The sequence below is a fragment of the Micromonospora coxensis genome (assembly GCF_900090295.1).
Lineage (GTDB): Bacteria > Actinomycetota > Actinomycetes > Mycobacteriales > Micromonosporaceae > Micromonospora > Micromonospora coxensis.
Genome location: NZ_LT607753.1, coordinates 3,786,976 through 3,812,906 on the forward strand (window position 1 = coordinate 3,786,976; position 25,931 = coordinate 3,812,906).

At 74.8% G+C, this 25,931-nt stretch carries 27 protein-coding genes; 15 read left to right on the plus strand and 12 right to left on the minus strand.

Annotated elements, in window-relative coordinates:
• Positions 1-62: 62 nt before the first annotated feature.
• The 3 genes from GA0070614_RS17250 to GA0070614_RS17260 form a co-directional block, all read right to left on the minus strand.
• On the minus strand, positions 63-1,214 hold the full coding sequence (locus GA0070614_RS17250; protein ID WP_088976925.1) for a hypothetical protein: 1,152 nt from the start codon (positions 1,212-1,214) through the stop codon (positions 63-65).
• Between the two features lie 128 nt (positions 1,215-1,342).
• A complete protein-coding gene (locus GA0070614_RS17255; protein WP_088976926.1) occupies positions 1,343-2,527 on the minus strand; it encodes a GNAT family N-acetyltransferase in 1,185 nt (394 codons plus the stop codon).
• Between the two features lie 50 nt (positions 2,528-2,577).
• Complete coding sequence (locus tag GA0070614_RS17260; RefSeq protein ID WP_088976927.1) at positions 2,578-3,297, minus strand: PP2C family protein-serine/threonine phosphatase; 720 nt, start codon at positions 3,295-3,297, stop codon at positions 2,578-2,580.
• A gap of 203 nt (positions 3,298-3,500) precedes the next feature.
• Between GA0070614_RS17260 and GA0070614_RS17265 the strand changes: the two genes are divergently transcribed.
• Complete coding sequence (locus tag GA0070614_RS17265) at positions 3,501-4,964, plus strand: benzoate/H(+) symporter BenE family transporter (RefSeq protein WP_231933312.1); 1,464 nt, start codon at positions 3,501-3,503, stop codon at positions 4,962-4,964.
• Positions 4,965-5,114: 150 nt separating this feature from the next.
• On the opposite strand, the gene GA0070614_RS17275 is transcribed toward GA0070614_RS17265, so the two are convergent.
• The 4 genes from GA0070614_RS17275 to GA0070614_RS17290 form a co-directional block, all read right to left on the minus strand.
• Positions 5,115-5,489: a hypothetical protein gene (locus tag GA0070614_RS17275; protein ID WP_088976928.1), complete on the minus strand. Its 375-nt coding sequence runs from the start codon at positions 5,487-5,489 to the stop codon at positions 5,115-5,117.
• A gap of 78 nt (positions 5,490-5,567) precedes the next feature.
• The gene (locus GA0070614_RS17280; protein ID WP_088976929.1) at positions 5,568-5,822 is read right to left on the minus strand and encodes a hypothetical protein; all 255 of its coding nucleotides are present in this window, start codon (positions 5,820-5,822) and stop codon (positions 5,568-5,570) included.
• An 81-nt stretch (positions 5,823-5,903) separates the two neighbouring features.
• Entirely contained in the window at positions 5,904-6,377 is a 474-nt protein-coding gene (gene mscL, locus GA0070614_RS17285) for a large conductance mechanosensitive channel protein MscL (protein WP_088976930.1), read from the minus strand.
• 39 nt (positions 6,378-6,416) lie between these two features.
• Positions 6,417-7,100 carry a FadR/GntR family transcriptional regulator gene (locus GA0070614_RS17290; RefSeq protein ID WP_088976931.1) on the minus strand — a complete coding sequence of 228 codons (684 nt, stop codon included), beginning with the start codon at positions 7,098-7,100 and terminating at the stop codon, positions 6,417-6,419.
• A gap of 49 nt (positions 7,101-7,149) precedes the next feature.
• Here GA0070614_RS17290 and GA0070614_RS17295 point away from each other — a divergent pair, with 49 nt between their 5' ends.
• Complete coding sequence (locus GA0070614_RS17295) at positions 7,150-8,466, plus strand: MFS transporter (protein WP_088976932.1); 1,317 nt, start codon at positions 7,150-7,152, stop codon at positions 8,464-8,466.
• Between the two features lie 9 nt (positions 8,467-8,475).
• On the opposite strand, the gene GA0070614_RS17300 is transcribed toward GA0070614_RS17295, so the two are convergent.
• A complete protein-coding gene (locus GA0070614_RS17300; protein WP_088976933.1) occupies positions 8,476-8,832 on the minus strand; it encodes an STAS domain-containing protein in 357 nt (118 codons plus the stop codon).
• A 157-nt stretch (positions 8,833-8,989) separates the two neighbouring features.
• Here GA0070614_RS17300 and GA0070614_RS17305 point away from each other — a divergent pair, with 157 nt between their 5' ends.
• The 6 genes from GA0070614_RS17305 to GA0070614_RS17330 are packed head-to-tail and all read left to right on the plus strand — an operon-like array spanning position 8,990 to position 14,579.
• Positions 8,990-9,844, plus strand: coding sequence for an STAS domain-containing protein (locus GA0070614_RS17305; RefSeq protein ID WP_088976934.1), 855 nt, complete (start codon positions 8,990-8,992; stop codon positions 9,842-9,844).
• Complete coding sequence (locus GA0070614_RS17310) at positions 9,844-10,260, plus strand: STAS domain-containing protein (protein ID WP_088976935.1); 417 nt, start codon at positions 9,844-9,846, stop codon at positions 10,258-10,260. Before GA0070614_RS17305 ends, GA0070614_RS17310 begins: the two co-directional genes overlap by 1 nt.
• Positions 10,257-10,673 carry an ATP-binding protein gene (locus GA0070614_RS17315; RefSeq protein WP_088976936.1) on the plus strand — a complete coding sequence of 139 codons (417 nt, stop codon included), beginning with the start codon at positions 10,257-10,259 and terminating at the stop codon, positions 10,671-10,673. The genes GA0070614_RS17310 and GA0070614_RS17315 overlap by 4 nt, the downstream gene beginning before the upstream one ends.
• Positions 10,670-11,686 carry a SpoIIE family protein phosphatase gene (locus GA0070614_RS17320; RefSeq protein ID WP_088979482.1) on the plus strand — a complete coding sequence of 339 codons (1,017 nt, stop codon included), beginning with the start codon at positions 10,670-10,672 and terminating at the stop codon, positions 11,684-11,686. The genes GA0070614_RS17315 and GA0070614_RS17320 overlap by 4 nt, the downstream gene beginning before the upstream one ends.
• A 23-nt stretch (positions 11,687-11,709) precedes the next feature.
• On the plus strand, positions 11,710-13,035 hold the full coding sequence (locus GA0070614_RS17325; RefSeq protein ID WP_088979483.1) for an ATP-binding protein: 1,326 nt from the start codon (positions 11,710-11,712) through the stop codon (positions 13,033-13,035).
• Positions 13,032-14,579: a SpoIIE family protein phosphatase gene (locus GA0070614_RS17330; protein WP_088976937.1), complete on the plus strand. Its 1,548-nt coding sequence runs from the start codon at positions 13,032-13,034 to the stop codon at positions 14,577-14,579. The genes GA0070614_RS17325 and GA0070614_RS17330 overlap by 4 nt, the downstream gene beginning before the upstream one ends.
• Positions 14,580-14,709: 130 nt before the next feature.
• Here GA0070614_RS17330 and GA0070614_RS17335 read toward each other — a convergent pair whose 3' ends face one another.
• On the minus strand, positions 14,710-15,576 hold the full coding sequence (locus GA0070614_RS17335; protein ID WP_088976938.1) for a helix-turn-helix domain-containing protein: 867 nt from the start codon (positions 15,574-15,576) through the stop codon (positions 14,710-14,712).
• Positions 15,577-15,607: 31 nt separating this feature from the next.
• Between GA0070614_RS17335 and GA0070614_RS17340 the strand changes: the two genes are divergently transcribed.
• From GA0070614_RS17340 to GA0070614_RS17365, 6 genes are all read left to right on the plus strand, one after another.
• Positions 15,608-16,174, plus strand: a complete 567-nt coding sequence (locus GA0070614_RS17340) for a TIGR03086 family metal-binding protein (RefSeq protein ID WP_088976939.1) — start codon at positions 15,608-15,610, stop codon at positions 16,172-16,174.
• A 32-nt stretch (positions 16,175-16,206) separates the two neighbouring features.
• Positions 16,207-16,743 carry a PadR family transcriptional regulator gene (locus GA0070614_RS17345; RefSeq protein WP_088976940.1) on the plus strand — a complete coding sequence of 179 codons (537 nt, stop codon included), beginning with the start codon at positions 16,207-16,209 and terminating at the stop codon, positions 16,741-16,743.
• On the plus strand, positions 16,740-17,441 hold the full coding sequence (locus GA0070614_RS17350; RefSeq protein ID WP_088976941.1) for an ABC transporter ATP-binding protein: 702 nt from the start codon (positions 16,740-16,742) through the stop codon (positions 17,439-17,441). Before GA0070614_RS17345 ends, GA0070614_RS17350 begins: the two co-directional genes overlap by 4 nt.
• A complete protein-coding gene (locus GA0070614_RS17355; RefSeq protein WP_088976942.1) occupies positions 17,438-18,958 on the plus strand; it encodes an FtsX-like permease family protein in 1,521 nt (506 codons plus the stop codon). The genes GA0070614_RS17350 and GA0070614_RS17355 overlap by 4 nt, the downstream gene beginning before the upstream one ends.
• A 115-nt stretch (positions 18,959-19,073) precedes the next feature.
• The gene (locus GA0070614_RS17360; RefSeq protein ID WP_088976943.1) at positions 19,074-19,496 is read left to right on the plus strand and encodes a hypothetical protein; all 423 of its coding nucleotides are present in this window, start codon (positions 19,074-19,076) and stop codon (positions 19,494-19,496) included.
• A gap of 2 nt (positions 19,497-19,498) precedes the next feature.
• The gene (locus GA0070614_RS17365) at positions 19,499-21,616 is read left to right on the plus strand and encodes a bifunctional polysaccharide deacetylase/glycosyltransferase family 2 protein (protein WP_088976944.1); all 2,118 of its coding nucleotides are present in this window, start codon (positions 19,499-19,501) and stop codon (positions 21,614-21,616) included.
• On the opposite strand, the gene GA0070614_RS17370 is transcribed toward GA0070614_RS17365, so the two are convergent.
• Positions 21,617-21,820, minus strand: a complete 204-nt coding sequence (locus GA0070614_RS17370; RefSeq protein WP_088976945.1) for a hypothetical protein — start codon at positions 21,818-21,820, stop codon at positions 21,617-21,619.
• An 11-nt stretch (positions 21,821-21,831) separates the two neighbouring features.
• Positions 21,832-23,925 carry a S9 family peptidase gene (locus tag GA0070614_RS17375; protein WP_088979484.1) on the minus strand — a complete coding sequence of 698 codons (2,094 nt, stop codon included), beginning with the start codon at positions 23,923-23,925 and terminating at the stop codon, positions 21,832-21,834.
• A 147-nt stretch (positions 23,926-24,072) separates the two neighbouring features.
• On the opposite strand from GA0070614_RS17375, the gene GA0070614_RS17380 reads away from it, so the two are divergent.
• On the plus strand, positions 24,073-25,449 hold the full coding sequence (locus GA0070614_RS17380) for an FAD-binding oxidoreductase (protein ID WP_088979485.1): 1,377 nt from the start codon (positions 24,073-24,075) through the stop codon (positions 25,447-25,449).
• Between the two features lie 40 nt (positions 25,450-25,489).
• On the opposite strand, the gene GA0070614_RS17385 is transcribed toward GA0070614_RS17380, so the two are convergent.
• Positions 25,490-25,921 carry a hypothetical protein gene (locus GA0070614_RS17385; protein WP_088976946.1) on the minus strand — a complete coding sequence of 144 codons (432 nt, stop codon included), beginning with the start codon at positions 25,919-25,921 and terminating at the stop codon, positions 25,490-25,492.
• Positions 25,922-25,931 lie beyond the last annotated feature (10 nt).

Sequence of the window (25,931 nt, forward strand, 5' to 3'; positions counted from 1 at the left end):
TCCGGACGAAAACTTCTTGATCAACAGGGCGGGGTCGCGTGTGGCGGGCGCGGGCGGTGGGGTCAGGTGGTCTTGGCGGAGGCGCCGAGGAAGAAGATGCCGGGCATACCCCTGGTCTCGAAGCCCGCGCTCGTGTTGCGCCGCAGGGTCGAGTTCTCGATCCGCAGGGTGCCGGTGCGGTCGTTGCTGACGAAGAAGATCGCGCCGCCGCCCTCGTTCGCCCGGTTGTCGCGGATCACCGTGCCGGCGATCCGCACGCCGAACTCGTTGCCGTCGCAGTAGATCGCGCCGCCGCTGCCGCCGCCGGGGGTGCCCGGCCGGGCCGGGTTGGCGCCGGTGCCGACCGCCCGGTTGCCGGTGAAGACGCTGTTCAGCACCGTCCAGGAGACCCCGATGCTGCTCAGCGCCGCGCCGTTGGCGCAGGTGCCACCGGTGAACGTGCTGCCCACCACGTACACCGGGCGGTTGTCGTACTGGCTGAGCACCCGCAGCGCCCCGCCGCCCAGGTCCTGCCCGGTCCGGTCGCAGCGGTTGCCGGTGAACCGCGAGTTGACCACCTTCACCCGGCCACCGCGTACGAAGATCGCGCCCCCGCCACCGCCCTCGGCCTTCTCGCCGGTGGAGTCGCCGTCGGCGAAGGTCAGGTTCTGCACGGTCAGCGTGGGGTGGTCCTGGTTCTGGCAGTGCGAGGTGGTCCAGCCCTGCGCGCCGTCGCAGGTGTTCATGTAGAGGATCCGCCGCTCACCGCCACCGGAGAGGGTGACCTTGCCGCCGCCGTCGAGCACGACCCGCCCACCGACCCGGTTGCGGACCTTCGCGGTGGCCGTCATCCGGATGGTCACCGGGGCGGGGCCGCAGTCGAACGTGATGATCCCGCCGGCCGCCACCGCCTTCACCACCGCCGCCGAGGTGCAACTCGCCGGGGTGCCCGTGCCGACCGTCCTGGTCGGACGGGAGGTGTCCACCGCCCGCGCCTCGACCGGGACCGCCGCCCGGCCGTCCGGGTTGCCGGCCGTGAACGCCGGTGCCGCTTTGGTGGGGCTCGGTGACGGGCTCCTGCTCGGCGTGCGGCCGGCCGCCGGGGTCGACGCCACCGGACTGGCCGGCGCGGCGACGGGGGTCGCCCAGCGGGCGTCGTCGGAGGGCTCACCGCCGCAGGCCGGAAGACCGGCGGTGGCGACACCGAGGACGAGCAGGACCACAGCGGACGGCATGCGCACCCGCCCGATGCTAGGGACCGCTCACCGGACCCGCCGCATCCCCGGCCGAGGATTAACCCGCACCTAAGCCGGCACCGGAACCGCACGCTCCGGGCAGTCGGCGCCCGGTGCGGGGAAACGCCTCAGAAGTCCGCGAAGAGGTACGGCAGTTGGCGCGGGAAGAGTCGCCGCAGCTCGGCCGCCGCCTCCGGGCCGACCGTGCCGAGCCCGCGTACCGCCACCTCGGCCGGGTCGAGCACCCCGTACGCCAGGGCGGAGAGGCCGGCGGCGGTGAGCGTCGCCGACGGCGCCGACCCGCCGGAGGTCAGCTCCAGCTGGCCGGTGGTGCCGTCGAGCAGGTGGGTGCCGCCCAGCCAGCGGTCGTCGACCAGTTCCACGCGCACCCGGCCCGGACCGGCCGGCAGGCCGGCGAGCGCGTCCACGGAGAGCAGCCGGGCCATCGGGGCGGGCGAGCCGGGGCGGGACACTCGCGCCTCCACGTGCACGGCCAGGTCGGTCAGCCACAGCTCGGGCAGCTCGTCGGCGGGCACCTGGAGGCTGATCCGCTCCACCTGGTCGACGTGCCGGGCGAGGAACTGCAACAGCAGCGCCCGCGCGTACGGGCCGTCCACCAGCAGGTCGTCGCCGTGCAGCTCGCCGCCGTGGTCGTCGATGCGGTAGGTGAGCACGCCGAGGGTCGTGCCGTCGATCCGGGCGGTGACCAGCCAGCGGTCGTCCCGGTCGCGCAGCCCGACCGCCCGGAAGTCCGGGAAGATCGCGAAGCCGTGCCGCTCCCACAGGCACCGTTCGGTGAACGCCCGGTACCCGGCGTAGCCGGCGCCGATCCGCTCCCAGGTCACCTCGCCCGGCAGGTCCGCCCGCAGCAGCGGGCCCAGGTCGGCCGGGGAGAACCGGACGGTACGCGCCCGGGGCAGCCCGACGTAGCCGAACCGTTCGTAGAAGCCGGCCCGGAACGGGTACAGCGCGCTGATCCGGTGCCCCTCGTCGCGCATCTCGTCGAGGAGCTGGTGCAGCAGCGCCCGGACGTGCCCCTGCCGGCGGGCCAGCGGATGGGTCGCCACCCCGGCCACCCCGGCCATCGGCAGCACCCGCCCGCGCAGGTTCTGCCGCATCGGGATCGCGCTGGCCGCCGCCCGGGTCTCCCCGCCCTCCTCGACGACCAGCGTCCGGTTGCCCTTGTTGTACGGCAGGTACCGGTGGAACGCCTCCACCCGCTCCCCGGTCAGCGGCGACGCCTCGAAGGCGTACGCCTGGAGCGGGAAACTGGTGGTCAGGCGTTCTTCGGCGGCCAGCCGGCGGATGGGCACCCGTCCATCCCAACCCGGCCGGCGCTGCGCCGCAACCCGGTTGCCCGGGCTCAGACCTCGACCAGGTCGGAGACGACCACGGTGACGTTGTCCGGCGCGCCGGCCTGGTGGGCCAGCTTCACCAACTGCTCGCCGCACTGCTGCCGGTCGGCGTACGTGGTCAGCGCCGCCTGGATGGCGGTGTCCTCCACGTAGTCGGAGAGCCCGTCGCTGCACAGCAGCAGCCGGTCGCCGACGAACACGGTCAGCACCCCGATCGCCGGGGCTGCGTCCGCGCCCTGCACGGCCCGGGTCACCAGGGACCGCTGCGGGTGGTGCCGGGCCTGGTCGGGGGAGAGCGCCCCCTGGTCGACGAGCGCCTGGACGAAGGTGTCGTCCCGGGTGAGCTGGGTCAGCTCCCCGTCGCGCAGCAGGTAACAGCGGGAGTCGCCGACCTGGGCGAGGACCAGGGCGTCGCCGGCGAGCAGGCCGGCGGTCAGCGTCGTACCCATGCCGTCGCGGGCGGGATCGGCGGAGATCGCGGCGCGGATGCGCTGGTTGGCGGTGGCGACGACGGCGCGCAGCGCCTCGGCGGCCTCGTCGGGGACGGTCGGCGGGACCAGTTCGTCCAGGATCCGGATGACGATCTCGCTGGCCACCTCGCCGGCGGGGAGTCCGCCCATGCCGTCCGCCACCGCCACGAGGCGCTCACCGGCGAGGGCGGAGTCCTCGTTGTTGGTGCGGACCAGGCCGACGTCGTTGAGGATGGCCGAGCGGAGGATCAGCGTCATGCGACAAGCTTGCCGGAAAGACCCGGCCGGCGTCTCTACCGCCCCGGTGGGTGGAGTGGGAGAAATGTTCCCGACCGGCGGGACGCCGGGTCCCGATCGGCCGCCCCGCGGGCCCGGTACCGCCCCGTGGGCTGCGGAGCGACGCGCGACGCGACCCCCGGGACGCGCTGGTTAGGGTGACCGGCGACGACGGGGGGTGCGCGGTGGCGGAACGACTGCAACCGGTGCTGGCCGGCGTGGTGACCGCCCTGGTCGGCTTCGCCAGTTCGTTCACCGTGGTGCTCGCCGGGCTGCGCGCGGTCGGCGCCGACGAGGCGCAGGCCGCCTCCGGGCTGCTCGCGGTGAGCGTCGCCTCCGGGCTCTGCGCCCTCTGGCTGGGGCTGCGGCACCGGATGCCGATCGCCGTCGCCTGGTCCACCCCCGGCGCCGCGCTGCTGGTGGCGACCGGTCCGGTTCCCGGTGGCTGGCCCGCCGCGGTGGGCGCGTTCCTGGTCTGCGGGGTGCTGATCGTCGCCGCCGGGCTCTTTCCCGCGCTGGGTAGGGCGGTCGCCGCGATCCCCGGCCCGGTGGCCGCGGCGATGCTGGCCGGGGTGCTGCTGCCGTTGTGCACCGCCCCGGTGCGGGCGCTGGTCGAGGTGCCCCGGCTGGCCGTACCGGTGATCGTCACCTGGCTGGTGCTGCACCGGTTCGCCCGGCGGTGGGCGGTGCCGGCGGCGCTGGTCGTGGCGGTGGCGGCGATCGCGGTGACCACGTCGGGCGGGAGCGTGGGCGGTCTGCGGCCGGTGGTCGAGCTGACCCCGCCGACCTTCACCGTGCCCGCGGTGGTCGGTCTGGCGCTGCCGCTCTTCCTGGTCACCATGGCCGCCCAGAACGTCCCCGGCACGGCCGTGCTGCGCGGCTACGGATACCGGCCGCCGCTCGGGTCGGCGCTGCGGGTGACCGGGCTGGGCAGCGCGCTGGGCGCGCCGGTCGGCGGGCACGCGGTCAACCTCGCCGCGATCACCGCCGCCCTCGCCGCCGGGCCGGACGCGCACCCGGACCCGGACCGCCGCTGGATCGCCTCGGTCACCGCCGGGGTGGGGCTGGCGCTGCTCGGCCTCGGCGCGGGGGTGGCGACCGCCCTGGTGCTGCTCTCCCCGCCGGTGCTGATCGAGGCGGTGGCCGGGCTGGCGCTGCTCGGCGCCCTGGCGACCGCGGTCTCCTCGGCGGTCGCCGAACCGGAGGGGCGGGAGGCCGCCGTGGTGACGTTCGTGGTCACCGCTTCCGGGGTGAGCCTGTTCGGGGTGGGCGGCGCGTTCTGGGGCCTGCTCGCCGGCTGGCTGATGCTGCTGCTGTTCCGTGCCCGCCGTACGCCGGGGACCGGGGCCGTCGCCGGTGCGGCCGGCGACGGAACGGTCGCGGCCGGCGGCGCGCTGCCGCACGACCGTGCGGGGACGGCGCCGCACGAGGGCGTGGCGCCGGTGCCGCCGGACGGTGCGGCGGTGCCGCGTGACGCGACGGTGCAGGACGACGTGGCGGCGGTGCCGGGCGCGGGCGTGGCGGCGGTGCCGCAGGACGACGTGGCGGCGGTGCCGCGTGACGGCGCGGCGGCGGTGTCGCCGGACGCCGAGGGCGGGGACGCGCGGTGGCGCGACGACGGCCGGGCGGCGCAGGTCACCCGGCGCTGACGGCGGGCCACGATCCGACCGGGAAGCCGCCCGGGTCATCGCCTGCTTCCTGAACAGGGCTGGAGCCTGCTCCGTGCGATCAGGTCCGTGGCGTCCGACAGGCAGGCGGGGCGGACCCGGCGGACCCGGCCGAGGGCATCCCGGCGCGGGTCACTCCTCCGGCGGCAGGTCGCCGGCGGGGACGTCGAGGCGTACCCGGCCGTCGGCGACCGTGGCGATCTGGTCGGCCAGCACGTAGACCGCGCCGGTGCGGGCCAGCTCGGTCGAGACCTTCAGGTAGCCGGTGCGCAGCAGGCGGGCGGCCAGGTCGGCGGGGACCTCGGGCTCCTCGACCGCCGCCGCCTCGATCAGCTCGTCCAGGCTGCTGCCCGGGTCGGCGGTCGGCGCCTGCACGGTCACCGCGTTGGGGTCGCCGCGCTGCACCAGGTCGACGGTGCCGACGTCGACGCCCTCGGCGTCGACCACCCGCATGCCCGTGGTGACCCGCGAGATGACCGTCTGCTCTCCGCTGCCCTGCTGCTCCATGTCCGCGCGGTTCCCGGCCCCGCCCCGCGCTAAACGCACCCCGCCCGCGCTGTACGCGCTCCGCCGGGCCGCGAGCGGTCAGGGGGCGGTCGGCGGGGCCCAGGCGCTGGGCGGGCGGGGGGAGAGCTCACGCCAGGCGTCCGTGCCCTCCAGCAGCGCCCGTACGGTCTCCTCGGCCTCCTCGGCGCTGGCGTACTCATAGAACTGGGAGACCCCCTCCGCGCCACCGGCCCGCTGCTCGACGTGCCAGCGGTCGCCGTCCACCCGGAGGAAGACGTCCCGCCGGGCCAGCCGCCCCCACTTACCGTTCCACCAGTGCCTGCGCTGTTCCATGGCGGGACTCTATCGAACATGTGTACGACACGGAGCGGCCCCTGTGGGATTCCCACAGGGGCCGATGTGCGATACGTCGCGTCAGCGCGGCGCCGGCGGCTCCGTACGCCGACCCAGCACGTCGTCGAGCGCGCCGCGCTGCTGCCCCGGGGTGGTGTGCCCGGCCGCGACCAGCGCGTCGCGGATCTCGGTGAGCAGCCGCACCTCCTCGCTGGGGGCCTTCGGCGGCGGCTCCTCGCCGCGCTTGCGGCGCTCGGCGAGCTTGTTCATCGGGAAGACGACCAGGAAGTAGAGCGCCGCCGCGGTGAGCAGGAAGGTGATCAGGGCGTTGACGAAGGCGATCCAGTCGAAGGCGATGCCCCGGAAGGTCGGGGCGGTGCCCGCCAGGCCCTTGTCGCTGCCGGTGATCAGCAGCACGAACACCCGGATCAGCGGTTCCAGGAAAGACTTGGTCAACTGGGTGACCACGCCGGTGAACGCGGCGCCGATGACGACACCGACCGCCAGGTCGACGACGTTGCCGCGCATGATGAACTCTTTGAAGCCCTTGAACATCCGCACTCCCGTGCTGTTCGATTCTGCGTCCGGGACAACCTATGCCCCCGAGGGCGGCTCCAGAAAAGCACCGGCCTCGATCGCCGCCCGCGCCGGGTCGCCGGCCCGGATCGCCTCGACGAGCCGACCGTGGTCGACGTACCGTTCCGGCTCCAGCGTGTCGCCCATCGCCTGGGCCACCGTGCTGCGCAGGGCCGCGCCGACCGAGGCGTAGAGCTCGGCGAGCATGCCGTTGTGGGCGGCGGCGACCACCGCCGTGTGCAGCGCGGCGTCGGCCTCCACGAAGTCGGCGACCCGGCCCAAGCGCCAGGCGGCCTCCCGGTCGGCGAGCGCGCCGTCGAGCGCCGCCAGGTCCTCGGGGGTACGCCGCAGCGCGGCCAGCCGGGCCGCCTCGACCTCGAAGGCGCGTCGGACCTCGACCACCTCGGTCATCCGGTCGTCGGTGAGCCGGCGGGCCACCACCGGGGCCAGCTCGTCGGTCGACACCACGTACGTCCCGGAGCCCTGCCGGCACTCCAGCACCCCGGCGTGCACCAGCGCCCGGACCGCCTCGCGGACCGTGTTCCGTCCCACCCCGAGCGCGGCGACCAGTTGCGGCTCGGTCGGGATCCGCCCGCCGACCGGCCACTCGCCGCCGAGGATGCGGGCCCGGAGCTGCGCGATGGTCTGTCGTACCCGGTGCCCGCGCGGGGGCACGGCGACGGAATCGACGGCGGGTGTCACCGGTTACACCTCCTGCCGAAATTCATCCCATGATTGTAGGTTCGAGGTCATGACCCCGCCACCCACCGCCTGCGCCGAGGCGCCCGCCGACGCCCGTACCGACGCCGTCGCGGTCGCGCCGACCGCCGGCGTCACCCCCGGACCCGCGCCGACGGCCGCCCCGGCGACCACCTCCGGCCCGGTCACCGGCGGGCTGCTGGTGCTGGTCGGGATGCTGCTGGTCGCGCTCAACCTGCGCGCCGCCGTCACCAGCCTCGGCGCCCTCCTCGACGAGGTGCGCACCGGGCTGGCGCTCTCCGGCACGATGGCCGGCTTCGTCACCACGCTGCCCACCATCGCCTTCGCCGCGCTCGGCGCGCTCACCCCCTGGCTGGTCCGCCGCTGGCCGGCCGCCCGGGTGCTGATCCTCGCGATGCTCGCCCTCACGGTGGGCCAGGTGCTCCGGGTGGTCACCGACTCGGCGGCGGTCTTCGTGCTCACCAGCGCCCTCGCCCTGGCCGGCATCGCGGTGGCGAACATCCTGCTGCCGATGCTGGTCAAGCAGCACTTCCCGCACCGCACCGGGCTGGTCACCGGGGCGTACACGATGGCCCTGACCGTCGGCACGACGGTGGCCGCCGCCTCGGCGGTGCCGGTCGCCCACGCCTTCGGCTCCTGGCGGGCCGGGCTGGGCGTCTGGGCCGCGCTGGCGGCGGTGGCCGTACTGCCGTGGGTGCCGCTGGCGCTGCGGGCGCGTGCCGCCCGACGGGCCGCGACCACGACGGCGGCCCCCGCGCCCCGGGTGCGGATCCGACCGGAGCGCACCCGGCTCGGCTGGGCGATGGCGGTCTACTTCGGGGCGCAGTCGCTCAGCGGGTACGCGATCATGGGTTGGCTGGCGCAGCTCTTCCGCGACGCCGGCTACCGGGCCGAGACCGCCGGGCTGCTGCTGGCCGGGGTCACCGCGCTCGGCGTGCCGGTCGCGCTGCTGATGCCGACGCTGGCCGGCCGGCTGCGCACCCTGCTCCCGCTGGTGCTCTCGCTGACCGCCTTCTCCACGGCCGCCTACCTCGGCCTGGCCCTCGCGCCGCACGGGCTCGCGCCGCTGTGGGTGCTGCTGCTCGCCCTCGGCCAGGGCGCCTTCCCGCTGATCCTGACCACCATCGGCCTGCGGGCCCGCACCGCCGAGGGCACCGTCGCCCTGTCGGCCTTCGCGCAGAGCACCGGGTACGTGATCGCCGCGCTCGGCCCGCTGCTGGTCGGCATCCTCTACGAGGCCACCGGCGGGTGGACCGCCCCGATCGGCTTCCTGCTCGGCGCGCTCGCCGTACAGACGACCGCGGGCATGGTGATCGCTCGCCCCCGATTCATCGAGGACGAGCGCTGAGGGGGAAGGTCAGGAGGAGGCCGGGGTGGGGTCACCCGCGACGGCCTGCTCGACCGTCGGGTAGGTGTGCAGCACCTCGACCAGACCGCTGACCTCCAGGATGCGCAGCACCCCGCGCTGCGGAGCGGCCAGCCGCACCACGCCGCCGGCCTCGTCGCAGCTGTTCTTGGCGCGGACGAAGACCGACAGGCCGGTCGAGTCGCAGAACGACACGTTCGCGAGGTCGAAGACGAGGCGGCTGCGGCCCTTGTCGAGCAGGTCGGTGATCTGGTCCTGCAGCTGCGGTGCGGTCGCCATGTCGAGCTCGCCCGCGACCGACACGACGACGACGTCGCCGCGCTGTTCCGTGTGCACCGTCAAGGACATTCGGACCTCCTGTTATCGGTGGAACGGTATCCCACGATCGGGGTCGTACGCAGAACGGGAGCGGCATCCGGTGGGCCTGATCATTCCTTTGCCTCGTGGCAAGTAAGTCGCCAGGTCCCGGTGATAGAGTCCGCCCGTCCAGCTCAGAGGAGGGATCATGGCCCTGACCATCGAGGAGAGTGGCCGGCTCGCCGGCCTGCTGGCCGAGCACGCCGAGCGTGTCGTCCAGCGCTGGACGGAGGTCGTCGCGGCGTCGCTGCGCGGCCGGCTCAGCCACGCGGAGCTGCGCCTTCAGGTGCAGGAGCTGCACCGTAGCATGATCGACGCCGGCGCCGAGGGGCTGACCGACGTCCATTCCGAGCGTGCCGCCGAGGTGCGGGCCGTGCTCGCCGAGCTCTCGCGTGGTCGGGCCCGGCAGGGCTTCTCCGCCACCGAGACCGCGATCAGCATCTACGCCCTCAAGGACGTGCTCGTCGAACTCACCGAGGCCGGCGACGTGGAACTGCGCGACGTCATCGCCTTCAACGCCCTGATCGACCAGATGGGCCTGTTCACCTTCGAGACCTACGTGCAGACGCGCGAGGGGCTGATCGCCGACCAGGCCGAGCAGCTGCTCGAACTCTCCACCCCGGTGGTGAAGATCTGGGACGGCGTGGTGGCCGTGCCGCTGGTCGGCACGCTCGACTCGGCGCGCGCCCAGGTGGTGATGGAGCGGCTGCTGCAGACCCTGGTCGACACCGGCTCGCCCTACGCGATCATCGACATCACCGGTGTGCCCGCGGTGGACACCCAGGTCGCCCAGCACATCCTCAAGACCGTGGTGGCCGCCCGGCTGATGGGCGCCGACTGCATCATCTCCGGCATCCGGCCGCAGATCGCGCAGACGATCGTCGCCCTCGGCATCGAGTTCGGCGACATCGCCACCAAGGCCAGCCTGGCCGACGCGCTGCGCCACGTGCTGCGCCTCACCGGAGTCGAGACCGCCCGCCGCCACGCACGCCGGGAGGCGTGATGGAGCGGGTGCCGGTCCTCAAGATCGGCGACATCCTGCTGGTGTCCATCCAGATCGACATGTCCGACCAGACGGCGGTCACCCTCCAGGAGGACCTCGCCGAGCGGATCGTGGCGACCGGCGCGCACGGCGTCATCATCGACATCACCGCGCTGGACATCGTCGACTCCTTCGTCGGGCGGATGCTCTCCACCATCGCCTCGATCTCCAAGGTGCTCGACGCCGAGACGGTGGTCGTCGGGATGCGGCCGGCGGTCGCCATCACCCTGGTCGAGCTGGGCCTGTCGCTCAACGGCATCCGCACCGCGCTGAACGTCGAGCGCGGCATGGAGTTGATCGCGGCGACCCGCGAGGACGACTTCGGCCTCGACGAGGCCGAGGACGTGGAGTCCGGATCGGCGGCGACATCCGCATGACCGCGGGCGTCGACCTGGGCCCCAAGGCGCAGGCGATCGGCAGCGACGAGGACGTCGTCCGGGTCCGTCAGCTGGTGCGTACCGTGGCCGTGGCGGTGAAGCTCTCCCTGGTGGACCAGACCAAGCTGGTCACCGCCGCCAGCGAGCTGGCCCGCAACACCCTGATCTACGGCGGGGGCGGCAACGCCGAGGTCACCGTCGTCGAGGACGGGCGCCGTCGTGGCGTACGGATCGTCTTCGCCGACTCCGGCCCGGGGATCCCCGACCTCGACCTCGCGCTCACCGACGGCTACACGACCGGCGGCGGCCTCGGGCTCGGCCTCAGCGGCGCCCGGCGGCTGGTGGACGAGTTCGACATCCGGACCGCCGTGGGAGAGGGCACCCGCATCACGGTGACCAAGTGGTCCCGGTGAGCGCCGAGACCGTTCCCATCGACGGCGCCTGGTTCCGCGTCGAGTCCAGCAGCGCGGCCAGCGCCGTCCGCCGGGCCGCCGAGCGACTCGGCGTCCAGCTCGGTCTCGATGGGAACCGCGTCGCCGAGCTGGCCATCGTCACCGCCGAACTCACCAGCAACCTGGTCAAGCACGCCCAGGAGGGCGTCCTGCTGCTGCGCCCGGTGCGGGGGGAGGGCGAGGCCGGCGTCGAGCTGGTCGCCGTCGACTCCGGCCCCGGCATGGCCGACCTGACCGTCTCCTCCCGCGACGGCCACTCCACCACCGGCACCCTCGGCATCGGGCTGGGCGCGATCGCCCGGCAGGCGAGCTGGTTCGACTCCTGGTCGCGGGTGGGCAAGGGCACCGTCACGATGGTGCAGGTGTGGCCGAAGGGGGTGCCCACCCCGTCGGTCTGGGCGGCCGGGCTGACCCGGCCGATCACCGGGGAACAGGTCAGTGGCGACGGGTACGCGGTGCGGGTGGCCGAGGGGCGGCACCAGGTGCTGGTCTGCGACGGCCTCGGGCACGGACCGCTCGCCGGCGTCGCCGCCGAGGCCGCGCTGGCCGCGTTCCGCTCCGCGCCGGCCGCCCCACCCGCCACGGTGGTCCAGCACCTGCACCGGTCGATGGCGCACACCCGGGGCGCGGCGCTGGCCGTGGCCGAGCTGGACCCGTCGGCCGGCCTGCTGCGCTACGCCGGGGTCGGCAACGTCGTCGGTGTCGTCCTCGGCCCGGACGGCGGCCGGAAGGGGCTGGTCTCGCTGCCCGGCATCGCCGGTCACCAACGGCCGGTGATCCGGGAGTACGACTACCCGTTCCCGGCGGGCGCGACCCTGGTCATGCACAGTGACGGGGTGGTCGACCGTTGGCGGATCGAGGACTATCCGGGGCTGACCGGCCGGTCGCCGCTGGTGGTGGCCGCCGCCCTGCTGCGCGACGCCGGCATCCGCCGGGACGACGCGTGCGTGCTGGTGGCGAGGAGGCCGGCGTGAACCGGCCCGAGCCGCTCCTGCGGATGGCGCTCCGGGTGGAACAGGACATCTTCATCGTCCGGCAGCGGGGCCGGGAGGTCGCCGACGCCGTCGGGCTGGAGCACCAGGACCAGATCCGGGTCGCCACCGCGCTCAGCGAGGTCGCCCGGGACCTGCTGCGTACCGCGGAGGGGGCGGACGTCGCCTTCTTCGTGGCGGATCGCCCGGACGGTCGTCCCGCCCTGCGGATCGACCTGACCCCGGTGCGTCCGCTGCCCGGCGACCGGTACGAGCCGCAGTCCGGCGCGGTGGCGCGTCTGGTGGACACCCTCGGCGTGGCCCACCCGGAGGGCGATACGGTCGTGAGGATGTCCCGACGTGTCCCGGCCACCGCACAGGCGCTGACCGCCGCGCGGCTGGCCGAGCTCCGCGCCGAGCTCGGGCACACCGCCCCGGCCACCGCCCTGGACGAGCTCGCCACCCAGAACGGGCAGCTCATCGCCGCGCTGGACGAGGTACGCAGCCAACGCGACGAGCTGGCCGTGCTCAACGCGGAGCTGGAGGAGACCAACCGGGGCGTGATGGCGCTCTACACCCAGCTCTCCGAGGAGCTGGAGGAGACCAACCGGGGCGTGGTGGCGCTCTACGCCGAGCTGGAGGAGAAGTCGGCCCAGCTGCGGGCGGCGAGCGAGTCGAAGAGCCGGTTCCTGGCCAACGTCAGCCACGAGCTGCGCGCCCCGGTGACCGCGATCATCGGGCTGGGGCGGCTGCTCACCGACTCCGCCTCCGACCCGCTCACCGCCGAGCAGGCCGAGCAGGTGGAGCTGATCCGCTCCTCCGCGGCGGACCTGCTCTCGCTGGTGAACGACCTGCTCGACCTCGCCAAGGCGGAGTCCGGGCGGATCGAGCCGGAGTGGGCGGACGTCGACCTGCGGGCGGTCTTCGGGCAGCTGCGCGGCACGTTGCGGGCGCTGACCGGCCGGTCGACCGTGGAGCTGGTGGTGGAGGACCCGCCCGCGCCGGCGGTGCTCCGCTCGGACGAGGTGTTGCTGTCGCAGGTGCTGCGCAACCTGCTGCACAATGCGCTGAAGTTCACCGAGCGGGGTGAGGTGCGGATGCGCGCGGAGCGGGACGGGGACCGGTGGCGGCTCTCGGTCTCCGACACCGGCGTGGGCATCCCCGCCGGGCTGCACGAGCGGATCTTCGAGGAGTTCTACCAGGCGCCGGGGACCACCCGGATCGGCGGCACCGGCCTCGGCCTGCCGTACGCCCGACGGTTGGTGACGCTCCTCGGCGGCACCCTGGAACTGACCAGCGAGCCCGGCCGGGGCAGCACCTTCACGGTCGTCCTGCCGGCGGACGGGGGGTGACCGTGGTCGGCGACCAGGCGACCGTGCTGGTGGTCGACGACAGTCGCACCAAGCGCTACCTGTTGGTGAGCTGGCTGACCCGGGCCGGCTTCGCCGTCCGTGAGGCGGAGTCCGGCACGGAGGCGTTGGAGCGGGTCGGGGCGGACCCGACGATCGACCTGGTGGTGCTCGACGTACGGCTGCCCGACCTGAGCGGCTTCGAGGTCTGCGAGCGGATCAAGGCGGACCATCCGGCGCTGCCGGTGATCCACGTGTCCGCGCACGCCGTCGACACGGTGGACCGCACCCAGGGCCTGACCCGGGGCGCGGACGCGTACCTGGCGGAGCCGATCGAGCCGGAGGAACTGGTCGCCACCACGCACGCGGTGCTGCGCTACTACCAGGCGCGGCAGCGGGCCGAGCTGCTCGCCGAGCGGCTGACCGGGCTGGCCGACACCACGGTCGCGGTGCACGCCGCCCCGAACTTCGCCCGCCTGCTGGAAGTGGCGGCGGCCGGTGCGGCGCAGATATTCCGGAGCCCGGCGGCGGTGGTCGCCGAGACCTTCGACGGGGATTGCCTGGCCGGTGTGGTCACCGCGCCGGGCGCCGCCCCGGCGATCGTGCCGTGGGTGGTCGACGACACGGGCGTGCCGAAGGGCGCCACGGTACGGATCGAGGACCCGGCGCAGTGGGCGCTGGCGTCGTGGCCGGCGGAGGACACGGTGACCGTGGCGGCGGCCCGGCTGCGCGACGACCGTGCCCCGCTCTACGTGGTGGTGCCGACGGCGACCCAGACCGCCCGCACGCCGGTGCTGGTGCAGCTCGCCCAGGCGGTGGCCTCGGCCGTGGAGGCGCAGCGCTCCTTCGACGAGGAGCACCGGATCGCGGTCACCCTCCAGCGCAGCCTGCTGCCCCGGCGGCTGCCCGAGGTCGCCGGCCTCGACCTGGCCGTCCGGTACGAGCCGGCCAGCGCCCAGACCGAGGTGGGCGGGGACTTCTACGAGCTGGTGATGCTCGACGGGCACCTGCTGGTGGCGATCGGGGACGTGGCCGGCCACTCGCTGCACGCGGCGACCGTGATGGCCGAGCTGCGGCACGCGGTGCGGGCGTACGCGGTGGAGGGCCACCAGCCCGGGGTGATCCTGCACCGGCTCAACGAGCTGATGCGTACGCTGCTGCGCAACGAGCTGGCCACCCTCTGCCTGCTGCTGCTGCACCCGCCGACCGGCCGGATCCGGATGGCCAGCGCGGGTCACCTGCCGGCGCTGGTCAGCGGCGGCGGCCGGGTGGAGTTCGTCCAGCAGCCCGCGCCGCTGCTCGGGGTGCGCGCCGAGCGTCCCGAGGACCTGGAGTTCACCCTGCCGGCCGGGTCGACCCTGGTGCTCTACACGGACGGGCTGATCGAGCGGCGCGACGCCACCATCGACGAGGGGCTGGCCGCGCTCGCCGCCTGCGCCGCCCGGGTGGACGACGACCTGGACCGGTTCTGCCAGCGACTGCTCGTCGAGCTGGCCCCGCCGGAGATCCACGACGACGTCGCCGTGGTCGCCGTCCGCCGCCGCTGACGGATCCCCACCGGTCACCCGAGCTGTTTGCGGCGTGTCGCGGCGTCACGCACGGCGGATAGCGCGACACGCCGCAAAGGACGGGTGCGGGACGTGGCCGGGGAGAGCGGTGGAGATGGTCCACGCTCGGTCAGTGCAGTGAGCGGGCGTACGCGGCGGGGGAGACGCCGGTGACCGTGGTGAATTCCCGGATCAGGTGCGACTGGTCGCTGTAACCCAGGTCGGCGGCGAGGGCGGACCAGTCGGGCGGCCCGGTCGCGGCCAGCTCGATCGCCTCCTGGAGCCGGTAGCGCCGGATCACCCACTTCGGACCGACCCCGACGTGCTCCAGGAAGAGCCGTTGCAACCGTCGGACCGGGACGCCGTGCCGGCGGGCGAAGTCGTCCACCCGCCGGACGCTCCGGTCGGCGCGGATCTCCGCCGCCAGCGCCATCGCCTCGGCGCTCGCCGGGTCGGGCCGCGGCGACCAGGCGGTGAGGAAGGCGTCCAGGGCCTGGCAGCGCTCGGCGTCCGTACCCGCGCAGCGAGCCGGCGGGGCGACGGACCCGGCGGCCGGTGCGGGCGTCCCACCGGCGACGGCGTCGGGGTGGTCCGGCAGGCCGGCGGCGCGGGCGGCCTCGGGCACCTCGGCGAGCGGGACACGGCGGCCGGTCAGCTCGGCCACCGCGCGCCGCAGGAACGGCCGGAAGCCGCCGGGCCGGAACTGGATGCCGCTGATCCGCCCGACACCGGTCAGCGTGACGGTGAAGAGCGTCCGCCCGACGCCGGCGATCTCGGCGCTCTCCGGACCGCCGTCGGCCTGCCCGAACACCACGTTGACCGCCGGGTGCGGCACGACCCGCTGCGTGAAGGGCGCGGTCAGCTCCCAGTCGATCAGCCAGTAGTGCTCGACCAGGTCGCGCAGCGGCGGCGCCGGCAGGTGCCGCCGGAAGCGCAGCTCACGCCGCAGCCGGGCCGGGTCGAGGATGCCTCGGTGGTCGCCGCGTGGCTGTCGCATTCGTTCAAGACCACCTTCATACGCTGGCCCTATGGCAACGAAGACTAGCGACCTGCTGGCCGTCGCCGGGCCCCGGACCGTCGCCGTGGTCCGCGCGATCGCCGACGACCAGCTCGACCTGCCCACGCCCTGCCCCGACTACACCGTCCGCCAGTTGCTCGGCCACCTGTACGACGTGGTGGTCAACTTCCAGACCCTCGCGGCGCGGCGGGAGGTGGACTGGTCGGCGAAGACCGACCGCCTGACGCCGGGATGGCGTGACGGGTTCGCCGCCGAGGTCGACCGCCTGGTCGAGGCGTGGGCCGACCCGGTGGCCGAGGAGGGCGTCTCGCCCGGCATGGGGCTGCCGCAGTCGACCGTCGGCCTGATGGGGCTGATCGACCTGACGGTGCACGGCTGGGACCTGGCCCGGGCCACCGGCCTGCCGTACCGGCCGGCGGTCGAGGTGGTGGCGGCGGGGCACCGGTTCATGGACGAGATGGGGCCGATGGGCCGGCAGATGGGCGCGTTCGGACCGGAGGTGGCGACCGGACCCGGCTGCACCGAACTGGACCGGCTGCTGGGGCGGGCCGGGCGGGATCCGGACTGGCGGGCTTGACGACGGCTATTCACTGAATGAATAGTGGTCGTGTGTCCACGACGCACGTCCTGCTCGGGCTGCTCGCCGCCGGCAACCGGCACGGGTACGACCTGAAGCGTGCCCACGACACCCGGCTGCCCCGGGCCCGGCCGCTGGCCTTCGGGCAGGTCTACGCGACCCTCGGCCGGCTGGCCCGGGACGGGCTGGTGGTGGCCACCGGCCAGGAGCGCGAGTCCGGCCCCGACCGGACCGCCTACGCGCTCACCGGCCGGGGCCGGGAGGAACTCGACGCCTGGCTCGCCGCTGTCGAGCCACCCGCGCCGTACGTGACCAGCACCCTGTTCACCAAGGTCGTGGTGGCGCTGCTGGTCGCCGACGTGGACACCGCCCGGGCGTACCTGGTCGCCCAGGCGCGGGCGCACACCGACCGGCTGCGCGAGCTGACCGCCACCAAGACGGCGCCGACGGCCACCCTCGACGACGTGGTCGCGGCCGACTACGCCATCGTCCACCTCGACGCCGACCTGAGGTGGCTGCGGACCACCCTGGACCGCGTCGCCGACTGGCACCGGGAGGTGCACCCGTGACGCAACTCGCGGCCCGTGGCGTGGTGAAGGCGTACGGCCCGACACCCGCCCTGCGCGGGGTCACCCTGGACGTCGCCGAGGGGGAGATCGTCGCCGTCACCGGCCCCAGCGGCTGCGGCAAGTCGACCCTGCTGCACTGCCTCGCCGGGATCCTGCGTCCCGACGCCGGGCAGGTGACCTGGCGGGGCGAGCGGATCGACAGCTGGTCCGAGGCGGCCCGGTCGAAGCTGCGACGCACCGAGTTCGGGGTGCTGTTCCAGTTCGGTCAGCTCGTCGCGGAGCTGACCGCGGCGGAGAACGTCGCGCTCCCGCTGCTTCTCGCCGGCACGGGGCGGCGAGAAGCGCGGGCGGCGGCGCTCGGCTGGCTGGAACGGCTCGACGTGGCCGACGTCGCCGACGTCCGGCCCGGTGCGATGTCCGGCGGGCAGCAGCAGCGGTGCGCCCTGGCCCGGGCCCTGGTCACCGAGCCCCGGGTGCTCTTCGCCGACGAGCCGACCGGCGCGCTGGACACGCTCACCGGCGAACAGGTCCTCACCCAGCTGGTCCGGCTCGCCCGGCAGCAGCGCACCAGCGTCGTGCTGGTCACCCACGAACCCCGGATCGCCGCGTACGCCGACCGGGAGGTGATGCTCCGCGACGGCGTCGTGGACACCACCGGGCTGGGGTTGGACCGGCCGTTCGCCGGAGAGCGTCGGTGAGACCGGCCACCCTGCTCCGGCTCGCCCTGGCCGGCAGCCGGACCGACGTCGTACGGGTGGTGCTGACCACGCTCAGCGCCGTGTTGGCCACCCTCGCCGGGCTGGCCGCGCTGACCGTGCTGGCCATCCCCACCCCGCCCGGCGGCGACCCGCACGCCCGGTCGGAGCAGTACGTCAGCGCCCTGCTCCGCGAGCCGGGGCTACGCGGCGGGACCGCCGTGGCGCTGCTGCTGCTCACCATTCCGGTGCTGGCGCTGGCAGGGCAGTGCGCCCGACTCGGCGCCCCGGCGCGGGACCGCCGGCTCGCCGCACTCCGGCTGGCCGGGGCCACCCCCGGGCAGGTGACCCGGATCGCGATCGTGGAGACCGGACTGGCCGGGCTGCTCGGCACGCTGCTCGGCCTGACGGCGTACCTCGGCGGCCGGGCACTGCTGGACCGGCCGGACGCGCGGGGGCGGCTGCCGCTGCCCACCGACGTGCTGCCGTCGACGCCGGCGATCCTCGCGGTGGTGCTCGGGCTGCCGCTGGTCGCCGCGCTGGCCAGCGCCCTGCTGCTGCGCCGGGTGAGCACCACCCCGTTCGGCGTGGTGCGCCGGGCCGCCCGGGAACGCCCACCCGGACCCTGGGCCGGCCTGCTCATCGCGGGCGGGCTGGCCGCGGTCGCCGCCATCGGCCCGGTGCAGGACTGGTACCGGGACCGCCAGCAGGACCAACCCGCGCTGCTGCTCCCGGCACTGCTGCTCCTCGGCGGGCTGGCCGCGACGGTCGGGGTGGTCGTCGGGACCGGGTGGTTGTCGTACACCGCCGGCCGGCTGCTGCACCGGTCCGCCCGGCGGCCCGACACGCTGCTGGCGGCCCGCCGGCTGACCGTCGACCCGTGGGCCGGCAGCCGTACCTTCGCCGCGCTGCTCGCCGCCGTGATCGTCGGCGGTGGCGCGGCCGCTGTGCGGGCCGGCATCAGCGCCGAGCTGGAGGTGCGCCGGCGCACCGGTGCCGGCATCGCCGGCGACGACGACTTCTACCTCGGCACCCTCGACCTGGTCGACCTGGCCGTCGGAGTGGCCCTGCTGATCGCCGGTGGCGGGCTGGTCGTCGCACTGGTCGAGCAGATCGCCGCCCGGCGGCGCGCGTACGCGGCCCTGGTCGCCACCGGGGTGCCCCGGGCCACCATCGGCCGCTCCATCGCCTGGCAGGCGTTCGCCCCGGCGGTGCCGGCGGTGGCCGTCGCGCTCACCGTCGGCCTGCTGCTCGGCCGGGCGGTCACCGGAGGCGGCAGCCGGCAGAGCGGGTACGCCCAGGAGGTCTGCGACGCCGGCGCGCTCTGTGACGACCCGGCCACCCGGGCGGCGTACGTCCGTACCGAGTGGGTGCCCGAGGTGAGCGTGACGCCCGACGTACCGCTGGCGCAGCTGGCCGGGTTCGGTGCCGGCGCCCTGGCCGCGGTGCTGGTGACGGTCGGCGTCGGTCTGCTCTTCCTGCGCGCCAGCACGGCGGTGGAGGAACTGCGGGCCGGCTGAGACGTAACGGTCCGTGGTGGGACGTCGCTGAGCACTGCGGAGGCCCGCCAGTGGGCCCCGCCCCCGGGGTGCACGTTCCCGGGCGGCGGCAGCACGGCGATCGGGAGATCACCAGATGCACAACCAGCCGGGCGGCGCCCCGCCGGTGTTCGTCGACCGGACCGGCCGGCGGCGCCGGATCACCGTCGTCGCCGGCACCGCGATGGGCCTCGGGCTGCTCACCAGCCTCGGCCTCATCCTGGCCGGGCTGTTCGGGGACACCAGCGTCCCGCTGCCCGGCTGGACCGACCCCAAGGCGCGGCCACCGGCCGAGGCGGGCATCGACGGGCCCGACGAGTTCGGCCGGCCGGCCGGCCCGACGGCGCGCCCCACGCCGGTGACCGGCACCGCCGTCCCGTCACCCACGGCCACCCGGACGACCGCGCCGGCCCCCGCCGCGCCGACCGTCGCCCCGCCGCCGGCCACCGACACCGTCCCCGGCCAGGGCGACGAGCGCCGGACGATCAAGCCCAGCCGCACCCCGGGCAAGCCCCGCTGACCATGGCGCGACACGTCGCCCGCCGCGACCCACGGGCCCACTGGGTGCTCCTGCTGCTCGGCCTGCTCCTGCTGCTCGCCGCGCTGACCGTCAACGGCATGGTCACCGGGATCGACGGCGGCTCCGGCCCGTCCGCCGCCCCGGCCGAGCCGGCGCCCGAGCAGGCCACCGCCGCCGGCCCGGTGCTGCGGCTGGACCGACCCGAGCCGGTCAGCCGGCGGATGCCGGACCGGACCGTCGCGCTGACCTTCGACGACGGGCCGGATCCGCGGTGGACGCCGCAGGTGCTCGACGTGCTGCGCCGGCACCGCGCGCACGCCACCTTCTTCGTGGTCGGCTCCCGGGTCAACGACCACCCGGAGCTGGTCCGGCGGATCCTCGACGAGGGACACGAGCTGGGCTCGCACACGTACACCCACGCCGACCTGGGCACGATCTCCCCGTGGCGGGCCGAGCTGGAGCTGTCGCTGACCCGCAAGGCGATCGCCGCGGCCACCGGACGCGAGGTGACCCTGCTGCGGGCCCCCTACTCGTCCACCACCGACACCCTCGACACCGCCCTGTACGACGCGCTGCGCCGCGCCGCCGGCACCGGCCACGTGGCCGTCCTCGCCGACCTCGACACCAAGGACTGGCAGCGTCTCGGCGTACCGGCGATCGTCCGGGCCGCCACCCCGGAGGACGGCCGGGGCGCGGTGGTGCTCCTGCACGACGGCGGCGGGGACCGGAGCCAGACCGTCGCCGCCCTGGACCAGCTCCTCACCCGGCTGTCGGCGCGGGACTACCGGTTCACCGGGATCTCCGAGGGCATCGACGCCCCGCCGTCGACCGTCCCCGCGTCGACCGGCACCCGGCTCGGCGGGTACGCGCTGCGCGCCACCCAGACCGGGGCGCGGTGGGCCGCCACCGGCATGGACGTGCTGCTCACCGTCGCGCTGGTGCTCGGCATCGCCCGGCTGGCCGTACAGGTCGCCTGCGCGCAACGGCACGTGCGCCGGGTCCGCCGCCCGCACGGGCCGCGCCGGGTGGTCGACGCGCCGGTCTCGGTGATCGTGCCCGCGTACAACGAGGCCGCGAACATCGCCGCGACCGTCCGGTCGCTGGTGGCCAGCGCGTACCCGGCGCTGGAGGTGATCGTGGTGGACGACGGCTCCAGCGACGGCACCGCCGACATCGTGGAGCGGATGGGGCTGCGCGGGGTACGGGTCGTCCGCCAGGCCAACGCCGGCAAGCCGGCCGCGCTCAACACCGGCATCCGGGCCGCCCGGGCGAACCTGCTCGTGCTTGTCGACGGGGACACCGTCTTCCAGCCGGACACCGTGCACCGGCTGGTGCAGGGCTTCGCCGACCCGACGGTCGGCGCGATCTCCGGCAACACCAAGGTCGCCAACCGGCGCCGGCTGCTCGGCCGCTGGCAGCACCTGGAGTACGTGATCGGCTTCAACCTGGACCGCCGGATGTACGACGTGCTGGAGTGCATGCCGACCATCCCCGGCGCGATCGGCGCGTTCCGCCGGGAGGTGCTGCTCGCCGTCGGCGGCGTGCCATCGGACACCCTCGCCGAGGACACCGACCTGACCATGAAGGTGCTCCGGGCCGGCTGGCGGGTGGTGTACGAGGAGGGCGCGATCGCCTGGACCGAGGCGCCGTCGTCGCTGCGGCAGCTCTGGCGGCAGCGGTACCGCTGGTGCTACGGCACCATGCAGGCGATGTGGAAGCACCGGCACGCGCTGCGCGAGCCGGGGGCCGGCGGCAGGCTCGGCCGGCGCGGCCTGCCGTACCTGACGGTGTTCCAGATCGTGCTGCCGCTGGCCGCCCCGGCGGTCGACGTGTACGCCGTCTACGGGCTGGTCTTCCTGCCCTGGTCGACGCTCGTGCTGGCCTGGGTGGGGCTGCTCCTGCTCCAGGGGCTGACCGCCGCGTACGCCCTGCGGCTGGACGGCGAACGCTACGGCCCGCTCTGGTCGCTGCCGTTGCAGCAGCTCGTCTACCGGCAGGTGATGTACCTGGTGGTGGTGCAGTCGGCGGTCACCGCGGTGATCGGCAACCGGCTGCGCTGGCAGCGGATGGTCCGCACCGGTGAGGTGGCGGCCCTCGTGGACGCCCGCCCGCCGGCCTGATCAGCCGGTGTCGAACAGCCCGGCCGACCAGGCCAGGGCCAGCCCGACCACGGTCGAGCAGCAGCAGACCAGCAGGGCGGCGGCGACCACGCCGAGGACCAGCCAGGCCGGCCCCCGCCGGGCCGCCCCCGGTTCCGCTCCCGCCGTGGGTACGTCGGGACCGGGCGGCTCGCCGGCCGCCCGGTCCTCGTGCGCGTCGGTCATCCCGTCGCCGGTCAGGCGCGGCCCAGCCGGTCCAGGATCCAGGCGTTGATGAACGCCTCCTCGCGCCAGGCGTCGTACCGGCCGCTCGGGCCGCCGTGCCCGGCGCCCATCTCGGTCTTGAGCAGGTAGTCGCCCTGCGGGGCCAGCGCGCGCAGCCGGGCGATCCACTTGGCCGGCTCGTGGTAGAGCACCCGGGTGTCGTTGAGGCTGGTCACCGCGAGGATCGCCGGGTAGTCGACGGGGGCCACGTTCTCGTACGGGGTGTACGACTTCATGTACGCGTACACCTCCGGGTCGGCGAGCGGGTTGCCCCACTCCTCCCACTCGGTGACCGTCAGCGGCAGCGACGGGTCGAGGATCGAGGTGAGCGCGTCCACGAAGGGCACCTGCGCGACGATCCCGCGGAAGGCGTCCGGGGCGAGGTTGGCGACCGCGCCCATCAGCAGCCCGCCGGCCGAGGCGCCCCGGGCGACCAGCCGGTCGCTCGCCGTCCAGCCGGCCTTGACCAGGTGCCGGGCGCAGGCCACGAAGTCGGTGAAGGTGTTCTTCTTGGCCAGCAGCTTGCCCTCGTCGTACCAGCGGCGGCCCAGCTCACCGCCGCCCCGGATGTGCGCCACGGCGAAGATGACACCCCGGTCGAGCAGGCTGAGCCGGGCGATCGAGAACCACGGGTCCATGCTCGCCTCGTACGAGCCGTAGCCGTAGATGACGCACGGCGCGGAGCCGTCGCGCGGGGTGTCCTTCCGGCAGACCAGCGAGATCGGCACCCGGGTGCCGTCGTCGGCGAGCGCCCAGTCGCGGTGCTGCTCGTAGTCGGCGGGGTCGTACGCCCGGCCGTCCGGGCCGGGACGGACCGGCTTCTGCCGGCGCAGCACCATCTGCCGGGTGACGAGGTCGTAGTCGTACACCGAGTCGGGGGTGACCAGCGAGGTGTAGCGCAGCCGGATCTCCCGGGTGCGGTACTCCGGGTTGGCGTCCAGCCCGACGCTGTAGATCGGCTCGGGGAAGTCGATGTCCCACTCGTCGCCGCCACCGATCGGCAGGACCCGCAGCCCGGTCAGGCCGTTGGCGCGCAGCGAGACGACGAGGTGGTTCTCGAACGCGTCGACCGCCTCCAGCCGGGTGCCGGGGGAGTGCGCGATCAGCGGCACCCAGTCGCCCGGGGCGTCCGCCGACGTCCAGGCCAGCGCGAAGTCCTCCGCGCCGTCGTTGTGCAGGATCAGGAAGCGGTGGCCGTGGTGCTCCAGCGAGTACTCCACACCCTGCCGGCGCGGGGCGACGACGGCCGGCTCGCCGGTCGGGTTGCCCGCCGGGATCACCCGGACCTCGCTGGTGACCTTGCTGTGGATGTCGACGACCACGAAGCGCTCGGAGCGGGTCAGCTCGACGCCGACCCAGAACCGCTCGTCGTCCTCCTGGTGGACCACCACGTCCTCGCCCGACGGGGTGCCGACGACGTGCCGCCACACCCGGTTCGGCCGCCACGCCTCGTCCACCGTGACGTAGAAGAGCACCGAGGCGTCGGTGGACCAGGCGGTGCCGTAGAAGGTGTCGGGCACCTCGTCGGCGAGCAGCTCACCGGTGCTGAGGTCCTTGATCCGCAGGGTGAACCGCTCGTCGCCGCTGAAGTCCGTCGAGTACGCCAGCCAGCGCCCGTCGGGGCTGACGTCGAACGCGCCGAGGGCGAAGAAGTCGTGCCCCTCGGCGAGCAGGTTGCCGTCGAGCAGCACCTCCTCGCCGTCCAGCGGCGCGCCGTCGGCGCTGACCGGTGGGGTGGTCTCGCCGTCGCGGACCGCCCGGCGGCAGTGCACGCCGTACTGCTGGCCCTCGACCGTGCGGGTGTAGTACCAGTACCCGCCCTTGCGGGTGGGCACCGTCAGGTCGGTCTCCTGGGTACGCCGGCGGGTCTCCTCGAACAGCACCGCGCGCAGCCCTTCCAGGTGCGCGGTGCGGGCCTCGGTGTACGCGTTCTCGGCGGTCAGGTGGGCGATGGTCTCCGGGTCGTCCTTGGCGGCCAGCCAGGCGTACTCGTCGACGACGGTGTCGCCGTGGTGGGTGCGCTCGGCGGGCACCCGCTTGGCGACGGGCGCGGGCGACGGCTCCAGGTCGGGGCGCGGCGTCAGACGCGCCGAGTTGGAGTTGTCGGGGGATTCGGTGGTCACGGCGTCACGTTACCGGCCGGTGCCGCTCACGGTGTTTCCTCTTCACGCGACGTGCCGACGCGTTGTTCGAACATGTGTACGATGACCGCCATGGCGGCAGCAGCGCGTTCCACCGGTGCAGCGGAGATCACCCGACGGTTGGCCTCGATCTGCGGCCCGTCCTTCGCCCGCTTCGCGGGGGCGGCCGACGAGGTGGCCGGGCGGGCCGCCCGCTGGGTCGCCGTCCCCGGCGGCCCGCAGGCGACGGCCGAGGTGCTGCGGCTGGCGGCCCGGCACGACCTGACCGTGGTGGCCCGGGGCGCCGGCACGAAGATCGACTGGGGGGCCACCCCGGCGCGGGTCGACATCATGCTGGACACCGGCCGGCTCGCCGGCATCGGCCACCAGCCGGCCGGGTCGCCGGTGGTCGAGATCGGAGCCGGCACGCCGCTGCGCGCGGTCCAGGCCGTGCTCGAACGCACCGGCCGCCGGCTGCCGCTGGATCCGCCCTCGCCCGGCGCCACCCTCGGCGGGGTGCTCGCCGCCGACGAGGCAGGCCCGCTGCGCCACCGCCACGGCACCGCCTGCGAGCAGCTCGTCGGCCTGCGCTGGCTGGACGCCGACGGCGAACTGGTCGGCGCCGGGGTGGGGCCGGCCGAGCTGTCCGCCGGGGCGGCGCCGGTCGGGCTGGACGTGGGCCGACTGCTCTGCGGCTCGCAGGGTGGGCTGGGGGTGCTCGTCTCGGCCACGGTGCGGGCGCAGGCCGTGCCGGCCAGCCGGATCTGGGTGAGCCGTCCGGTGTGGACCCCGCTGGAGGTGCACGACCTGCTCCGCGCGGTGCTCGCCGCCCGGCTCGACCCGGCCGCGATCGAACTGGACCTGCCGGCGACCGGCACCCGGCCGGCCCGGCCGATGGATCCGGCGCTCGCGGCGGCCCGCGCCGCCCACCCGTCCATGGCGGGGCGGCGGGAGGCGTCGGCGCGGGTCGGGTCGGGCACCCTGGCCGTCCTGCTGGAGGGGGGCCCGGCGGACGTGGCGGAGCGGGTCGACCGGCTGGTGGCGCTCTTCGACGGCGAGGCGACCGTGGACAACGCCGCCCCGCCCTGGTGGCGCAGCTACCCGTTCGGGCCGGGCGACACCGCGTTGCGTATCGAGGTGCCGATCACCGACCTGCACGCCGCCGTCTACGCGCTGCGCGACGCGGCCGGCGCCCCCGTGCCGGTACGCGGCTCCGCCGGCCTCGGCGTGCTGCACGCGGCCCTGCCCGGCACGCTGCCCGGGGATCGGGTCGCCTCGATCCTCGCCGCCGTGCGCGGGGTGCTGCTCGCCCGGCGGGGGCGGTGCGTGGTGGTCGCCGCGCCCCCGACCGTACGGCGGCAGATCGACGTGTGGGGCGAGGCGGCGGTGATCCCCCGGCTCCGGGCGGCGAAGGACCACCTCGACCCGCACCGTCGGCTGGCGCCGGGGCGGCTGCCGGGCGGCCTCTGAGCCGTCGTGCCGGCGGCGCGGGAGCCGGGCGCGGTCGGGCTCAGTCCAGCCACCAGCGGTGCACGGTGTCCAGCGCCGGGGTGAACCGCAGCACGGTCAGCACCACGGTGACGACCGTGGCGGTGAGCAGCAGCCGGCGGGCGCGCGGCGGGTACCGACGCCACCCGCGGGCCAGCACCACGCCGGTGTACACGGCGAGCGCCGGCCCGAGCACGAAGCCGATCAGGTAGAGCAGGCCGACGGCCAGGTAGAGCCAGGTGAACGGGTTCGCGCCGCTCACCCCGAACGGCACCATGTCCTTCGGGTCGTACTGCCCGGTCACCATGTCGGCGGGGCCGACCCCCTCGGCGAGCATCCGCCCGAGGAAGGCCGTCACCAGCGCGACGAACGCGCCGGCCAGCACGAGGTGTGCGGTCAGGACGACACCGATCCGTGGCCGCTGCTCCTCACGGACATCCACGACGCTCGACATGGGCGTCACC

Excerpts from the sequence above, each read along its gene's own strand:
- GA0070614_RS17295 (WP_088976932.1), top strand. The coding sequence starts at position 7,150 with ATGACCCCGCCACCCACCGCCTGCGCCGAGGCGCCCGCCGACGCCCGT.
- GA0070614_RS17315 (WP_088976936.1), top strand. The coding sequence starts at position 10,257 with ATGACCGCGGGCGTCGACCTGGGCCCCAAGGCGCAGGCGATCGGCAGC.
- GA0070614_RS17275 (WP_088976928.1), bottom strand. The coding sequence starts at position 5,489 with ATGGAGCAGCAGGGCAGCGGAGAGCAGACGGTCATCTCGCGGGTCACC.
- GA0070614_RS17380 (WP_088979485.1), top strand. The coding sequence starts at position 24,073 with ATGGCGGCAGCAGCGCGTTCCACCGGTGCAGCGGAGATCACCCGACGG.
- GA0070614_RS17260 (WP_088976927.1), bottom strand. The coding sequence starts at position 3,297 with ATGACGCTGATCCTCCGCTCGGCCATCCTCAACGACGTCGGCCTGGTC.
- GA0070614_RS17325 (WP_088979483.1), top strand. The coding sequence starts at position 11,710 with ATGGCGCTCCGGGTGGAACAGGACATCTTCATCGTCCGGCAGCGGGGC.
- mscL (WP_088976930.1), bottom strand. The coding sequence starts at position 6,377 with ATGTTCAAGGGCTTCAAAGAGTTCATCATGCGCGGCAACGTCGTCGAC.
- GA0070614_RS17360 (WP_088976943.1), top strand. The coding sequence starts at position 19,074 with ATGCACAACCAGCCGGGCGGCGCCCCGCCGGTGTTCGTCGACCGGACC.
- GA0070614_RS17305 (WP_088976934.1), top strand. The coding sequence starts at position 8,990 with ATGGCCCTGACCATCGAGGAGAGTGGCCGGCTCGCCGGCCTGCTGGCC.
- GA0070614_RS17280 (WP_088976929.1), bottom strand. The coding sequence starts at position 5,822 with ATGGAACAGCGCAGGCACTGGTGGAACGGTAAGTGGGGGCGGCTGGCC.
- GA0070614_RS17335 (WP_088976938.1), bottom strand. The coding sequence starts at position 15,576 with ATGCGACAGCCACGCGGCGACCACCGAGGCATCCTCGACCCGGCCCGG.
- GA0070614_RS17365 (WP_088976944.1), top strand. The coding sequence starts at position 19,499 with ATGGCGCGACACGTCGCCCGCCGCGACCCACGGGCCCACTGGGTGCTC.
- GA0070614_RS17370 (WP_088976945.1), bottom strand. The coding sequence starts at position 21,820 with ATGACCGACGCGCACGAGGACCGGGCGGCCGGCGAGCCGCCCGGTCCC.
- GA0070614_RS17300 (WP_088976933.1), bottom strand. The coding sequence starts at position 8,832 with ATGTCCTTGACGGTGCACACGGAACAGCGCGGCGACGTCGTCGTCGTG.
- GA0070614_RS17340 (WP_088976939.1), top strand. The coding sequence starts at position 15,608 with ATGGCAACGAAGACTAGCGACCTGCTGGCCGTCGCCGGGCCCCGGACC.
- GA0070614_RS17250 (WP_088976925.1), bottom strand. The coding sequence starts at position 1,214 with ATGCCGTCCGCTGTGGTCCTGCTCGTCCTCGGTGTCGCCACCGCCGGT.
- GA0070614_RS17310 (WP_088976935.1), top strand. The coding sequence starts at position 9,844 with ATGGAGCGGGTGCCGGTCCTCAAGATCGGCGACATCCTGCTGGTGTCC.
- GA0070614_RS17385 (WP_088976946.1), bottom strand. The coding sequence starts at position 25,921 with ATGTCGAGCGTCGTGGATGTCCGTGAGGAGCAGCGGCCACGGATCGGT.